The 13,888-nt window shown below is 65.4% G+C and carries 13 protein-coding genes; 5 read left to right on the forward strand and 8 right to left on the reverse strand.

Annotated features, from left to right (window positions below; translation table 11 throughout):
• The first annotated feature begins 12 nt into the window (after positions 1-12).
• The 5 genes from adk to JLC71_RS00365 all read left to right on the forward strand — a co-directional run bounded on the left by adk (position 13) and on the right by JLC71_RS00365 (position 4,446).
• Positions 13-669: an adenylate kinase gene (adk, locus tag JLC71_RS00345; protein ID WP_200916712.1), complete on the forward strand. Its 657-nt coding sequence runs from the start codon at positions 13-15 to the stop codon at positions 667-669.
• A 91-nt stretch (positions 670-760) separates the two neighbouring features.
• The gene (locus tag JLC71_RS00350; RefSeq protein WP_200916713.1) at positions 761-1,747 is read left to right on the forward strand and encodes a glycosyltransferase family 2 protein; all 987 of its coding nucleotides are present in this window, start codon (positions 761-763) and stop codon (positions 1,745-1,747) included.
• A 96-nt stretch (positions 1,748-1,843) separates the two neighbouring features.
• Positions 1,844-2,230, forward strand: coding sequence for a hypothetical protein (locus JLC71_RS00355; protein WP_200916714.1), 387 nt, complete (start codon positions 1,844-1,846; stop codon positions 2,228-2,230).
• A 277-nt stretch (positions 2,231-2,507) separates the two neighbouring features.
• Complete coding sequence (locus tag JLC71_RS00360; protein ID WP_200916715.1) at positions 2,508-3,755, forward strand: 6-phosphofructokinase; 1,248 nt, start codon at positions 2,508-2,510, stop codon at positions 3,753-3,755.
• A gap of 16 nt (positions 3,756-3,771) precedes the next feature.
• Positions 3,772-4,446 (forward strand): MarC family NAAT transporter, encoded by a 675-nt coding sequence (locus tag JLC71_RS00365; RefSeq protein ID WP_200916716.1) that lies wholly within the window; start codon positions 3,772-3,774, stop codon positions 4,444-4,446.
• Between the two features lie 48 nt (positions 4,447-4,494).
• On the opposite strand, the gene JLC71_RS00370 is transcribed toward JLC71_RS00365, so the two are convergent.
• The 8 genes from JLC71_RS00370 to mutL all read right to left on the reverse strand — a co-directional run bounded on the left by JLC71_RS00370 (position 4,495) and on the right by mutL (position 13,781).
• On the reverse strand, positions 4,495-5,151 hold the full coding sequence (locus JLC71_RS00370; protein ID WP_200916717.1) for a 3-oxoacid CoA-transferase subunit B: 657 nt from the start codon (positions 5,149-5,151) through the stop codon (positions 4,495-4,497).
• A 1-nt stretch (position 5,152) separates the two neighbouring features.
• A complete protein-coding gene (locus JLC71_RS00375; RefSeq protein WP_200916718.1) occupies positions 5,153-5,854 on the reverse strand; it encodes a CoA transferase subunit A in 702 nt (233 codons plus the stop codon).
• Between the two features lie 314 nt (positions 5,855-6,168).
• A complete protein-coding gene (locus tag JLC71_RS00380) occupies positions 6,169-6,942 on the reverse strand; it encodes a 3-hydroxybutyrate dehydrogenase (protein ID WP_200916719.1) in 774 nt (257 codons plus the stop codon).
• Positions 6,943-6,953: 11 nt separating this feature from the next.
• Positions 6,954-8,345 carry a GntP family permease gene (locus JLC71_RS00385; RefSeq protein ID WP_200916720.1) on the reverse strand — a complete coding sequence of 464 codons (1,392 nt, stop codon included), beginning with the start codon at positions 8,343-8,345 and terminating at the stop codon, positions 6,954-6,956.
• Positions 8,346-8,724: 379 nt separating this feature from the next.
• Positions 8,725-10,152: a sigma-54 interaction domain-containing protein gene (locus JLC71_RS00390; RefSeq protein ID WP_200916721.1), complete on the reverse strand. Its 1,428-nt coding sequence runs from the start codon at positions 10,150-10,152 to the stop codon at positions 8,725-8,727.
• A gap of 22 nt (positions 10,153-10,174) precedes the next feature.
• A complete protein-coding gene (gene miaA, locus JLC71_RS00395) occupies positions 10,175-11,107 on the reverse strand; it encodes a tRNA (adenosine(37)-N6)-dimethylallyltransferase MiaA (protein WP_200916722.1) in 933 nt (310 codons plus the stop codon).
• A complete protein-coding gene (locus JLC71_RS00400; protein ID WP_200916723.1) occupies positions 11,104-11,892 on the reverse strand; it encodes a hypothetical protein in 789 nt (262 codons plus the stop codon). Before JLC71_RS00400 ends, miaA begins: the two co-directional genes overlap by 4 nt.
• A complete protein-coding gene (mutL, locus tag JLC71_RS00405; protein WP_200916724.1) occupies positions 11,892-13,781 on the reverse strand; it encodes a DNA mismatch repair endonuclease MutL in 1,890 nt (629 codons plus the stop codon). The genes JLC71_RS00400 and mutL overlap by 1 nt, the downstream gene beginning before the upstream one ends.
• Between the last annotated feature and the right edge of the window lie 107 nt (positions 13,782-13,888).

Consider the following 13,888-nt stretch of genomic DNA (forward strand, 5'->3'; position numbering starts at 1 on the left):
CAAGAGACCACGATGAAACTGATCCTCCTCGGCGCGCCCGGCGCAGGCAAGGGTACCCAGGCGAACTACATCAAGGAAAAGTTCGGCATTCCGCAAATTTCCACCGGCGACATGCTGCGCGCGGCGGTCAAGGCCGGCACGCCGCTGGGCCTGGAAGCCAAGGCGATCATGGATGCGGGCGGCCTGGTGCGTGACGACATCATCATCGGTCTGGTGAAAGAACGCATTACCGATGCCGATTGCGCCAACGGTTTCCTGTTCGACGGCTTCCCGCGCACCATTCCGCAAGCCGAAGCGATGCGCGAAGCCGGTGTCGATATCGACTACGTGGTGGAAATCGCCGTGCCGGATGAAGCGATCATCGAGCGCATGGCCGGTCGCCGCGTGCATGTTGCCTCGGGCCGTACCTACCACGTCAAATTCAACCCGCCCAAGGTTGAAGGCAAGGACGACGTGACTGGTGAAGACCTGATCCAGCGGGCCGACGACGTCGCGGAAACCGTCAAGAAGCGTCTGGATGTCTACCATGAGCAGACCGCTGTGCTGGTCGGCTTCTACGGCCAGCTGGCCGCCTCGGGTGATGCCAAGGCGCCGCAATACGTGAAGGTCAACGGTGTTGGCGCGGTCGAAGCGATCCGCGACGAGATTTTCAAGGCGCTGGCCGCCTGATCTTGCATCGTTGATGCCATGCAACGCCCCGTCTGACGGGGCGTTGTTGTTTCTGCCGCTTCCAAGCGGTCTTCCGCCCACGGTGATGCCGATGCGCCTGTCCATCCTGCTGCCGTACTTCAATACGCCCTGGCCCCTGCTGCGGGCACAGCTCGATTCGCTTGCCGCCTGCGATATGCGTTCGTTCGCCTCGGTCGAGCTGGTGCTGGTCGACGATGGCTCGGACACCGGGCTGGCCGAAGCGGTCGATGCGTGGTGCGCAGGCTCGGCGTGGCTGGTGCAGCACCTGCACCACGATGGCAATCGCGGCCTCGCCAACGCACTGAACACCGCGATGGCGGCGGCCACCGGCGATTGGCTGGCGTTTGCCGATGGCGATGATCTGACGCACCCGCAGCGTTTTGCCATCCAGGCCGATTTCCTTAGCGTCAATCCGTCGCTGGTGGCTGCTGGCGGTGACATGATCGAGCTGACACATCCCGCCGGCATCCGGGGGCGCCGTCGCCGGTTTCCCGCCGACAATGCCGATATCCGGGTCGAGCTGCTGTTTTATTGCGCGATGGCACAGCCCACGCTGATGCTGCGCCGCTCGGTATGGGCGGCGCTCGATATCTGGCGCACGCCGGGCATGGGTATGGCCGAGGATTGGGATTTCTTCATTCGCCTCGGCGATGCGGGGCGGCTGGGCAACTGCGGCGCGTCGCTGGTTGATTACCGGCTGCATGCGGGGCAGATGACGCAAGCCCTGTCCGCGTCCGAGCCGCATCCGGCGGTACTGGCACTGTGGTGCCGGCAACTGGCCGCGCTTGGGGTCGAGGCCGACGAGGTGCTGCTGGGAGTACACGCGGCACTTTCGCCGTACTGGCTGTGGCCGGCCGGCGATACCGCGAGCGCACAGCGGCTTGCGCCAGCAGCGGTGATGCGTTGGCATGATGCGCTCTTGCACGCCAATGCCATCAGCCAGCGTTACGAACAGCAAGCGTTGCAGTCCCGTTTGGCACTGCTGCTGGCACGCTGGCAGGCGGGCGAGCGTCAGGGTGGGCCAGCCAAATCGGGGCGATTGTTTAACCTGCCATAACGGCGATCTACCGATCATCCGTTGCTTTTACTTGCATGCCTCTTGTGTGTTTATAAAAGAAACACGTCAGCGAATGGGCGGGAGCGGGGTGAGAGCATGGGTAAACCGAGTAGCTATTCGGGCGAGATGGCGCTGCCACAGGAGATTCTTGCCTATCCGCAGGCGTGCCCGCATTGTCGACAGGGTTACGACAGTTATGACGCCTTTCTTGCCCAGACGGTCGGGGTCGAGCCACCTGTGCTGGTCAGTGCCGATTTCACCGGTGCTGCCTATCGCTGGCGGCGCTGTGCCTGCGGCGAGATACTGCAATCGTGTCAGGTCGAGCGTCGTACGCACGGCGATCTGCGCGGCGAATTCGAACAGGTGCTCGGCGCGCTGACGGCACAGGGCATGCCGCAGAACGATGTGCGCGTAGAGCTGCGCAAGGTGATGCGCGGCGATCCCGGTGAATTGCTGAACTGGTTGTATCGATCTGTGGCCTGAGTTGATGGGCGAGTCCGACAGGCTTGTCCGGCCGGATCACGAAAGATGCGCAAAGCGCTGCTGCGAGGATGGCTGATACGTCAGCGGCAGCCGGTGTTGAACGGCCGGTTTTCTACGTGATCAAAACCCCGGTTGAGCGATGGCGTTTCACACGGGCAGGCCGCATTCGGCCGCCGCCAATACGCCGCACCGGGATAATCCTATGTCGGAAATTCCCGATGGCCGGCGCTGCTGCAGTGCGTCAGATTATAAAAAGAACCCCAGCTCGGAGCCGGCCATGCCGAAGAATGCGCTTTACGCCCAATCGGGCGGTGTCACCGCAGTGATCAATGCCTCTGCCTACGGCGTCATCAGCGCCGCCCGCCGCCATCCTGACGTGATCGGCACCGTGTATGCCGCCCAGAACGGCATCCTGGGTGCAATCGACGAGGTGCTGATCGATACCGCCCAGCTGTCCGAGGCCGATCTCGCCGCGCTGAAGACCACGCCCGGCGGCGCCTTCGGCTCGTGCCGGCACAAGCTGCGCCACGGCGCCGAGCTGACGCGGCTGTTCGAACTTTTCGCCGCCCACGACATCGGCTATCTGTTTTACAACGGCGGCGGAGATTCGGCCGATACCTGCCTCAAGGTTGCCGAATTTGCCCAGTACCACGGCTATGACCTGACCGCGGTGCATGTGCCCAAGACCATCGACAACGATTTGCCGCACAGCGACTGCTCGCCCGGTTTCGGCTCGGTCGCCAAGTACGTGGCGACCTCCATCCGCGAGGCCGGTCTGGATGTCGCATCGATGGCTTCGAGCTCGACCAAGGTTTTCATTCTCGAAGTGATGGGCCGCCACACCGGCTGGATCGCCGCCTCAAGCGGCCTGGCGGCGCAGGACAACGACGCGTCGCCGCACCTGATCCTGACGCCGGAAGTGGCGTTCGAGCCGGGACGTTTCCTCAAGGCGGTGAAAGAGACCATTGCCCGTGTCGGTTACTGCACCATTGTCGCCGCCGAAGGGACGCGCGATGCGCAAGGCGTATTCCTGTCCGAAGCCGGTGGCGCCGATGATTTTGGCCATATCCAGCTCGGCGGCGTTGCGCCGATTCTGGCCAAGCTGATCAAGGACGAACTCGGCCACAAGTGCCACTGGGCGGTGGCCGACTACCTGCAGCGTGCGGCGCGGCACATCGCCTCGGCAACCGATCTGGCGCAGGCAATCGCGGTCGGCGAGGCTGCGGTCGAGTTTGCGGTCAAGGGGCTGAAGAGCGTGATGCCGGCGATCATCCGTGAAGACAGCGAGCCTTATCGCTGGCGCATCGACGCGGTGCCGCTGCACGATATCGCCAACCGCGAGAAGCCGCTGCCGCGCGAGTACCTCGACGTCGACGGCTGGCGTTTGAGCGCCGCCGGCCGCGCCTACTTCGCGCCACTGATCGTCGGCGAGGCACCGCCGCCGTTCGTCGACGGGCTGCCGGCGTATCCGCGCTGGCAATTTTCCCATTTGCCGAAAAAACTGATTCCGTTCGAGCGGGGCTAAGCGCTAGGGTTAGGGGATGATCGCCGCGATTCTCTCCTACGTCCTGGCCGCGCTGCTGGCGCTGCTGCCGATTACCAATCCGCTGTCGGCGGCACCGCTGGTGCTGTCGATCACCGCCGACCTTACCGACGAGGAGCGGCAGCGCCAGCTCAAACGCGCGTGCATCTACATGGCGCTCATCCTGATCACCTTCCTGCTGCTCGGGGCGCTGATCATGGATTTCTTCAGCATCTCGATTCCCGGGCTGCGGATCGCCGGCGGGCTGATCATCAGCTACCTCGGTTTCCGCATGCTGTTTCCGCCCGAGCACGGCCCGTTGCCGAGCGCCGCCAAGCAGGAAGCCAAGCGCAAGCAGGATGTCTCGTTCACGCCGCTGGCGATGCCGTCGCTGGCCGGGCCGGGGTCGATCGCCGCGGTGATTTCGCTATCATCGACGATCCACAGCAGCGCCATACTGCCGCCGTGGTTGGGCTACATATCGGTGTGCATCGGCATCATGCTGACCGCGCTGATCAACTGGCTGCTGCTGCGGGTGGCGTTCAAGCTGTACTGGAAGCTCGGTGAAACCGGCCTCAACGCCATCGCCCGGCTGATGGGCTTCTTCCTGATCTGCATCGGCATCCAGTTCTTCATCGACGGCATTGCCGGCCTGCTGCGCGACCCGTCGTTCTGGCCGGGCGCCGCCGGCTGATCCGGCCTTTCAGCGATGAAAAAACCGGCCCCGCAGGGCCGGTTTTTTTTACTGAAGCAATCTGGCAAAGCCCAGCGGTACGCCGGTGCGCTCGGCGATGTCGTGGCGGCTGACGCCGGGGGCGAGTTCGATCACCTCGATGCCATCCGGCCCGACCTGCAGCGCGCCCAGGTCGGTGATGATCAGGTCGACGACGCCCACCCCGGTCAGCGGCAGCGTGCACTGCGGCAGGATCTTGTGGTCCTCGCTGCCGTCCTTTTTCTTCGCGACGTGCTCCATCAGCACGATGACCCGGCCGACACCGGCGACGAGGTCCATCGCGCCGCCCATGCCCTTGACCATCTTGCCCGGGATCATCCAGTTGGCCAGATCGCCCGATTCGCTGACCTGCATCGCGCCGAGGATGGCGAGGTTGATCTTGCCGCCGCGGATCATGCCGAACGAGTCGGCCGAACTGAATGTCGCCGAGCCGGGCAGCGCGGTGATCGTTTGCTTGCCGGCGTTGATCAGGTCGGCGTCGATCTGATCCTCGGCCGGGAAGGGGCCGATGCCGAGGAGGCCGTTCTCCGATTGCAGCCACACTTCGACGCCGGCCGGAATGTGGTTGGCGACCAGCGTCGGCAGGCCGATGCCGAGGTTCACGTAAAAACCGTCCTGCAGCTCCTGCGCCGCACGGGCGGCCATCTGTTCGCGGGTCCAGGGCATGTCAGACTCCTTGGCGCGTGGTGCGCTGTTCGATGCGTTTCTCGGGGCGGGCGTTGTGCACCAGCCGGTGGACGAAGATGCCCGGCGTGTGGATCTCGTCCGGGTCGAGCTCGCCGGCTGCGACGATGATCTCGGCTTCGGCGATGGTGATCCGCCCGGCGGTGGCGACATTCGGGTTGAAATTGCGCGCGGTGCGCCGGTAGACGAGGTTGCCGGCGGTATCGGCCTTCCACGCCTTGACCAGCGACACGTCGGCGATGAGCGCGTGTTCGAGGATGTGCGGCACGCCGTCGAACTCGCGCACCTCCTTGCCCTCGGCCACCAGGGTGCCGTAGCCGGTGCGAGTAAAGAACGCCGGAATACCGGCGCCGCCGGCGCGCAGCTTCTCGGCCAGCGTGCCTTGCGGGGTGAACTCGAGCTCGAGCTCGCCGGCGAGATACTGGCGCTCGAATTCCTTGTTCTCGCCGACATAGGACGAAATCATCTTGCGAATCTGGCGGCTCTCGAGCAGCTGGCCGAGGCCGAAACCGTCGACGCCGGCGTTGTTCGAAATCGCCGTCAAGCCACGCACGCCGCTGTCACGCAGCGCAGCGATCAGCGCCTCGGGAATGCCGCAGAGGCCGAAGCCGCCGACGGCGACGGTCTGGCCGTCTTGGACGATGTCGGCCAGCGCGCTGGCGGCATCGGGGTAGAGTTTGTTCATGGTGTTCCTCCTTGAAGGCAAGGGAGTTTCGCGTTCGATATTTGATGTTCTGTCAGCGCAAACCGGTTTCAGCGGGCGAGCGAGCCAAAGCAGTTCGTTCTCGCCCGGAGCGCAGACGCCGGAATGGACTCAATGTCCATGAGGACGTCGAGCACCGGACGGGGACGAAATGCGCAGGCGCAGCCGCCCGATGAGGCAGGCGCGGTTGGCAAAACCCAGCGCAGCGGTGCTGGCAAGGCGTACGAAGCGCAGACAGTACGAGTAAGTACGGCAAGCGAGTACAACGCAGCCAGCAGGGTTTTGCTAACCGTGACTTATTGGGCGGCCCAGCCGCCGTCGACATTCCACGCCGCCCCGCGCACCTGCGCCGCCGCGTCGCTGCACAGGAACAGCGTCAGTGCGCCGAGCTGCTCGGGCGTGACGAAGTCGCCCGACGGCTGCTTTTCCAGCAGCAGCGCCTTCTGTTCGGCGGCGAAGTCGCGGCCGCTCTGGCTGGCGCGGGTGTCGATCTGCTGGCGCACCAGCGGCGTCAGCACCCAGCCCGGGCACAGCGCGTTGCAGGTGATCGCAGTATCGGCAAGTTCGAGCGCAACCGCCTTGGTCAGACCGACCAGACCGTGCTTGGCGGCGACGTAGGCCGACTTGTTGGCCGACGCGACCAGAGCATGCACCGAGGCGATATTGACGATGCGGCCCCAGCCGCGCGCCTTCATGCCCGGGATCGCCAGTCGTGTGGTGTGGAACGCCGACGACAGGTTGATCGCGAGGATCGCGTCCCACTTTTCGGGCGGGAAATCATCAACCGGCGCCACATGCTGGATGCCGGCATTGTTGACGACGATGTCGGCGCCGCCAAATTCGGCGTCGGCAAAGCGCATCAGCGCTTCGATCTCTTCGGGCCGGCTCATGTCGGCGCCGTGGTGGCGAACCTTGACGCCGAGGCTTTCGATCTGGCCGAGCGCCGATTCGATATCGCCGAAACCGTTCAGGACGATATTGGCGCCTTGCTGTGCCAGCGCGCGGGCGATGCCCAGACCGATGCCGCTGGTCGAGCCGGTGACGATGGCGGTTTTGCCTTTGAGCGACATGGGGCGTCTCCTTAAACCAGACCGGTGAGGTAATAGGCCGCGATCACGACGAAAACGGCGAGCGTCTTGATCACGGTGACGGCAAAAATGTCACGGTACGATTCGCGATGGGTGAGGCCGGTGACGGCGAGTACGGTAATCACCGCGCCGTTGTGCGGTAGCGTATCCATGCCGCCGCTGGCCATCGCGACCACGCGGTGCAGCACTTCGAGCGGAATGCCGGCGGCCTGGGCCGAGGCGATGAAGTGTTCGGACATCGCCGCGAGCGCGATGCTCATCCCGCCCGACGCCGAGCCGGTGATGCCGGCGAGCGAGCTGACGGTGACCGCGGCGTTGACCAGCGGGTTCGGGATGCTCTGCAGCGCCTCGCGGATGATGATGAAGCCCGGCAGCGCGGCGATTACCGCGCCGAAGCCGTACTCGGACGCGGTGTTCATCGCCGCGAGCATGGCGCCGCTGATCGCGGTCTTGGTGCCGTCGGCGATGCGCTGGCGCACGGTGCTGAAGGCGGTGACGAGGACGAAGAGGATGCCGAGCAGCAGCGCGGCCTCGACGGCCCAGATCGCGGTGATCGTCGGGATCGCCGTCGTCACCGGTTTGGCCATGCCCGGCAGCGCCAGCACGTGCTCCTTGCCGTACCAGAGCGGGATCGCCTTGGTGAACGCGAAGTTGGCGACGCCGATCAGCACCAGCGGCGCGATGGCCAGCCACGGCGAGGGCAGGCGGCTGGTGTCGATCGGTTCTGGCTCGTTGACGAGGCTGCTGCCATAGCCTTCACCCTTGGCCTGCAGCGAGCGGCGGCGCCAGTCGAGGTAGGCGATGCCGACGATGATGATGAAGATCGCGCCGATCACGCCCAGCGTCGGCGCGGCCCAGGTCGTGGTCTTGAAGAAGGTTGTCGGGATGATGTTCTGGATCTGCGGCGTACCGGGCAGTGCATCCATGGTGAACGAGAACGCACCGAGCGCGATCACGCCCGGAATCAGCCGCTTCGGAATCTGGCTCTGGCGGAACAGTTCGGCCGCGAACGGGTAGACCGCGAAGACGACGACGAACAGCGATACGCCGCCATAGGTGAGCAGCGCACAGACCACCACGATGACCGTGATCGCGCGGCTGGCGCCGATCCAGCGGATCACCGCGGCGACGATGGCCTTGGAAAAGCCCGACAGCTCGACCAGCTTGCCGAACACCGAGCCGAGCAGGAAGACCGGGAAGTAGAGCTTGATGAAACCGACCATCTTTTCCATGAATACGCCGGAAAACATCGGCGCGACCATGGAAGGGTCGGTCAGCAGTACCGCGCCGAGCGCGGCGATCGGCGCCATCAGGATGACGCTGTAGCCGCGGTACGCCGCCAGCATCAGAAAGACCAGTGCGGCCAGTGCAATGACAAATGCCATGAATGCTCCTCCAGTGGGTATAACGCGAGCGGCGGTGATTTTTGCCCCTGTCACCACGCGTCGCGTCGGCACGTTTCAATCAGGGGTGGCCCTGTCTTGGTGCGCCGTAACTGTATAAGCATATTTCGTACCAACTGCCGATCAACTACGAAAATGGCGGCTTTGCTGCGTTTGCGCTGGAGGACGGGGATAGCCGAAGTCTCCGATTGGAGACTGTTGTGACACACTGACGATCTGGAAAAGTGCAGTGATATCAGTGGCTTGGTCGGTGTCTGGACGCAAGTCTCCAAATCGAGACGAAAGTCTCTGCTTGGAGATATTCTGACCGGGTGAAGGAGGAGGGCGGCGGTGACGTAGTTTGCTGTTGCGGCCTACTACGCTATCGGTACGCGACGATGCCGTGCAGCACCATCTTCTTGTAGAAGGTCGCGCGGCCGATGCCCAGGCGCGCGGCGGCGTCGATGACCCGGCCGTTGCAGGCGTCGAGCGCATCCTGCAGCAGGCGTTTCTCGAAGCCTGCCATTGCATCGCCATAGCTTGGCGAGCCGCCAGCAGCGGGTGGCGCAACCTGGCCGGGGCGGAGCAGCGGCAACAGTTCGGCGGTGCCGAGCTGCAGGTGATCGCTGAGCATGGTCGCGCGTTCGAGCACGTTGCGCAGCTCGCGCACATTGCCGGGCCAGTCGTAGCCCTGCAGCAGCGCAATGCCGCTAGCGTCGATCCGCCGCACCGCACCGCCTTCGGTGGCCGCGAGGTCGGCAAAGACCGTTTCGCACAGCGCGGCGATGTCCGAACTGCGCTCGCGCAGCGGCGGCAGATTGATCGACAAGACGTTGAGCCGGTAGAAGAGGTCGGCGCGGAAGGCGCCGGTTTCGACCTGCTGCAGCAGCCGGGCCGACGTTGCGGCGATGATGCGTACGTCCGAGCGGACCACCTGGTTCGAGCCGAGCGCCTCGAATTCCTTGTCCTGCAGCACGCGCAGCAGCTTGGCCTGCAGCGCCAAGGGCAGGTCGCCGATTTCATCCAGAAACAGCGTGCCGCCGTCGGCGAGCAAAAACTTGCCGACCCGGCTTTTGGCGCCGGTATAGGCACCGGCGGTGGCGCCGAACAGCTCGGCCTCGAGCAGCGCTTCGGGGATCGCCGCCATGTTCAGCGTCACCAGCGGCTTGTGGGCGCGGCGCGATGCGCTGTGGATCGCGTGCGCGAGCACCTCCTTGCCGGTGCCGGTTTCGCCGAGCAGCAGCACCGGCGAATCCATCGTCGCGGCGCGCTGGGCCTGGCGCTTGACCTCTTCGCTGGCCGGCGCACTGCCGACGAAACTGTCGAACGAATACTTGGCGCGGCGCGTCTGCGCCAGCGATTCGCGCGCGGCGGCGAGTTCGTCGTTCAGCTTGCCGACCTTGGCGATCAGCGGCGACAGCGAGCGCACCTCGTCGTACAGCGCGAAACCGATCGCGCCGACGATGCGGCCGGCCTCGTCGCGCAGCGGCAGCCGGGTGACGACGAGCGAACCGTTGCGCGTCGGCATCAGGTCGAGCAGCATCGGCTTGCCGGTGCGCACCACTTCGCGCAACAGGCTGGACGGGATGACTTCTTCGACCTCGCGGCCGAGCGCGTCGGCCGGATCCTTGAAGCCGAAGCGATCGGCGTAGCGCGCGTTGATCCACACCACGCGGGTGTCGGCGTCGACGATGACCGTGCCTTCGCAGAAGGTTTCGAACGAGCGGAACAGCGAGGCAATCGCCCAGTCTCGCGTCTGTTCGTAATCGGCGAGCCGGGCGCCGAGCGGGGCGGTGGACAGGTCGGTCATCATCGGCTCCGTCATCGGACTGCTAGGGCTTGATCCAGCCGGCGATGCGCAAGGTGACCGCATCGGCGAGCCCGGCCTGCTGGCAATCGAGCGTTTCTACATCATCCATGCCGCGCAGCCACGTCAACTGGCGCTTGGCGAGCTGGCGCGTCGCGGCGATGCCCTTGTCGCGCAGCGTTGCCAGATCATAGTCGCCGGCGAGATGCTCCCAAGCCTGGCGGTAGCCGACGCAGCGCATCGAAGGCAGGTCGAGCGACAGCGCGTACTTTTGTTGCAGCTTGCGCACTTCGTCGAGCAGGCCGCCTTCGAGCATCAGGTCGAAACGCAGCGCGATCCGTTCATGCAGCCAGGCGCGCTCGGCCGGCACCAGCGCGAGCTTGTGCAGCCGGTACGGCAGTGCTTCGGCGGTGGGGGCGGCGAGCAGCTCGGCCATCGGGCGGCCGGCCAGGATGCAGATTTCCAGCGCCCGGCCGACGCGCTGCGAGTCGTTCGGCGCCAGCCGTGCCGCGGTGATCGGATCGAGTACGGCAAGGCGCGCGTGCATGCCGGGCCAGCCGATCTCCAGTGCGTCGGCCTCGATCTGCAGCCGCAACGCGGCGTCGGCCTGCGGCAGATCGTGCAGCCCGTGTTGCAGCGCGTTGTAATACATCATCGTGCCGCCAACGAGTACCGGCACCTTGCCACGTGCGGTGATATCGCTCATCAGCGCCAGCGCGTCGCTGCGGAACTGCGCCGCCGAGTAGCTCTGCTCGGGGCTGATGATGTCGATCAAGTGGTGCGGCGCGCGTGCGAGTTCGTCGGCGTCTGGTTTGGCGGTGCCGACATCCATGTCGCGAAACACCAGCGCCGAATCGACCGAGATCAGTTCGACCGGCAGGCCGGCTTCGACCAGCGCGATGGCGCTGGCGGTCTTGCCCGACGCGGTCGGGCCCATCAGGAAAATCGCCGGGTTCATCGTTCCAGTCTTTGCATAAGGAAGTTGGCGCCGTAGCCGCAAGCAACAGCGATCAGCGTGGCCGGCAACGCCGCCCAGCCGCCGAGGTGGGCCGCCAGCGCGGGCAGGCACAGGAAGCTCGCGCCGGTACCGACCAGGCCGGTGAGGAAACCGCGCAACTGCACCAGCACCGCATCACGACCGGCATTGGCGAGCGTGAACGCCGGGATGACCGCGCCTGCGACCGGGGCTGCCGCGAGTACGCCGGTCAGCGCCGGGCCGAGTATTTGGGCCAGCCCCGTCAGCGATGCCACCAGCAGCAGTGCGGCGCTCATCCGTGTCACCAGTTCGATCCGCGGCAGCGGCACGATGACCGGCGGTGCGGCCGGTTTCGGCAGCACATACCGCGCCGCCAGCAAGAGACCCGCCAGTGAGGCGATGCCGACCGGCAGGCTGTGTGCGAGACCGCTCCTGGCCAGCGCAATCGCGGCGAACAGGTACACAATCCAGCCGCAGGCGAGCATGCCGGCCCAGCCGAAACGGCGACCGGCAAAATGCCGGCTGGCAAAACCGAGCGCGAGCATATAAGCGACATTGGCCCAGAGCCCGACCGGCGCGGCGCTAGCGGTGGCGACCGCGTAGTCCTGACCGTGTTCGAGCCACAGCGCGGTGATCACGCACGCGGCAATCAGCGGCAGCCCGCCGAGCAGGCCGGCGGCGGCCGGGCCCCAGCGCTTGCCGGCGAGGCTGGCGAGACCGATGACCAGCGGGCCGGCGAACAGCTTGACCGCAAGCACGCCATCCATCACTGGCCGCGCATGAAGAGTTTGTCGAGGTCGTTCATCGTCAGCCGGAACCATGTCGGCCGGCCGTGGTTGCACTGGCCCGAACGTTCGGTGATCTCCATCTCGCGCAGCAGCGCGTTCATTTCCGGAATCGTCAGCGCCCGGTTCGCGCGCACCGAACCGTGGCAGGCCATGGTGGCGAGGATCTCGTTGCGTCGGCCGGTGAGCACCTGGCTGGCGCCAACGTCGCGGATGTCGCTCAACACGGACTTCGCCAGCTCGACCACGTCGGCGTCTTTCAATAGCAGCGGCACGCCGCGTATCGCCAGCAGCGTCGGCGATTGCACCGACAGATCGAAGCCGAGCCGTGCCAGCGTTTCGCCGTGATCTTCGACCGTGGCGACGTCGAGCCGGTCGGCCGGGAAGACGTGCGGAATCAGCAGCGGCTGCGTCGGCAGTTGTTCCAGATCGAGCGCGTTCTTGAGCTTTTCGTAAACGACGCGTTCGTGCGCCGCGTGCATGTCGACGACGATCAGCCCGTCGGCGGTCTGCGACAACACATACACGCCGTGTAGCTGCGCCAAGGCGAACCCGAGCGGCGGAATGCCGGCGTCGTTGTGCGCGGGGAACGGGGTCGTTTGTGGCGCGGTGGCCGATGGATTCCACGCCGGCGTCGCCTGATCAGACCCAAGAGCCGGGGGGCGGGCATCGAGCGTCGCAACACCATCGTTGCGGCGCAGATCGCCGAACATCCTGTCGTACAAAGCCATCGGCTCGTTCGCCACCGGCAGCGGCATAGCCTGCTGGCTGTAGGCGCCGCGCGCGGCGAGGTCGGCGTAGCTTTGGCCCGCCGTTTGAATCGATGGTGGCGGTACGAGCACCTCACCGGTTTCGGGGTCGATCCCGGCCGGCATCGTGCCGGCCTTGGTCGCCGCCAGTGCTTTTTTCAGCGAATGCAGCAGGAAGCGGTACACCGCCTGCGATTCGCGGAAACGCACTTCGATCTTGGTCGGGTGAACGTTGACGTCGACGCCGTCGGGGTCGAGATCCAGAAACAGGCAGTAGGCGGCGTGGCGGTCGTGGTGCAGCACGTCGCGGTAGGCCTCGCGCAGCGCGTGCTGGATCACCTTGTCGCGCACGAAGCGGCCGTTCACGAAGAAATACTGGCCGTCACGGCTGGATTTGCCCAGCGTCGGGCTGCCGGTCAGGCCGTAAATGCGCAGCGGCCCGGCGGCCTCGTCGATGGCGATCGCGCTGGCGGCGAATTCGTCGCCGAGAATCGCCGCGGCTCGCTTCAAGAGATCGCCGGCGAGCAGGCGCAGCTGCGCACGGCCGTTGTGGCTCAGCGTGAACTGCTTGCCCGGATTGGCCAAGGCAAGGCGCTGCACCATGTCGGCGCAATGCGCGTATTCGGTCGAGTCGGATTTCAAAAATTTGCGCCGCGCCGGCAACTGGTAATACAGATCGTGGACTTCGATCATCGTGCCGAGCGCCAGCGCCGCCGGTTCGGGCTCGGACAAGCGGCCGTGATCGGCGTCGACGCGCCATGCGTGCGCACCGCCGGCCTCGCGGCTGGTCAGCACCAGCCTTGAAACCGACGAGATCGACGCCAAGCCTTCGCCACGAAAACCCAGGGTCGAAACGCGCTGCAAGTCATCGAAATCGCGAATCTTGCTCGTCGCATGCCGGTGCAGCGCCAGCGCCAGATCATCGCGACCGATGCCGCCGCCGTCGTCGATCACCTTGATCAGCTTGGTGCCGCCGGCGATGAGCTCGACGTTCAGATTCTCGGCACCGGCGTCGATGCTGTTCTCCAGCAATTCCTTGAGCGCATTGGCCGGGCGCTCGACCACTTCGCCGGCGGCGATCTGGTTGACGAGGGTGTCGGAGAGAACCTGGATACGGGGCATGGCGGGGGACGGCGGGCAAATCGATATGATAACAGGCGGGCACGGGAGCTCGGGTCGCCCTGTACGGGCATTGCCGGTGCGCGCAGGACTGCCACTCTGGCACAATC

This window comes from Jeongeupia sp. HS-3 (assembly GCF_015140455.1).
Taxonomy (GTDB): domain Bacteria; phylum Pseudomonadota; class Gammaproteobacteria; order Burkholderiales; family Chitinibacteraceae; genus Jeongeupia.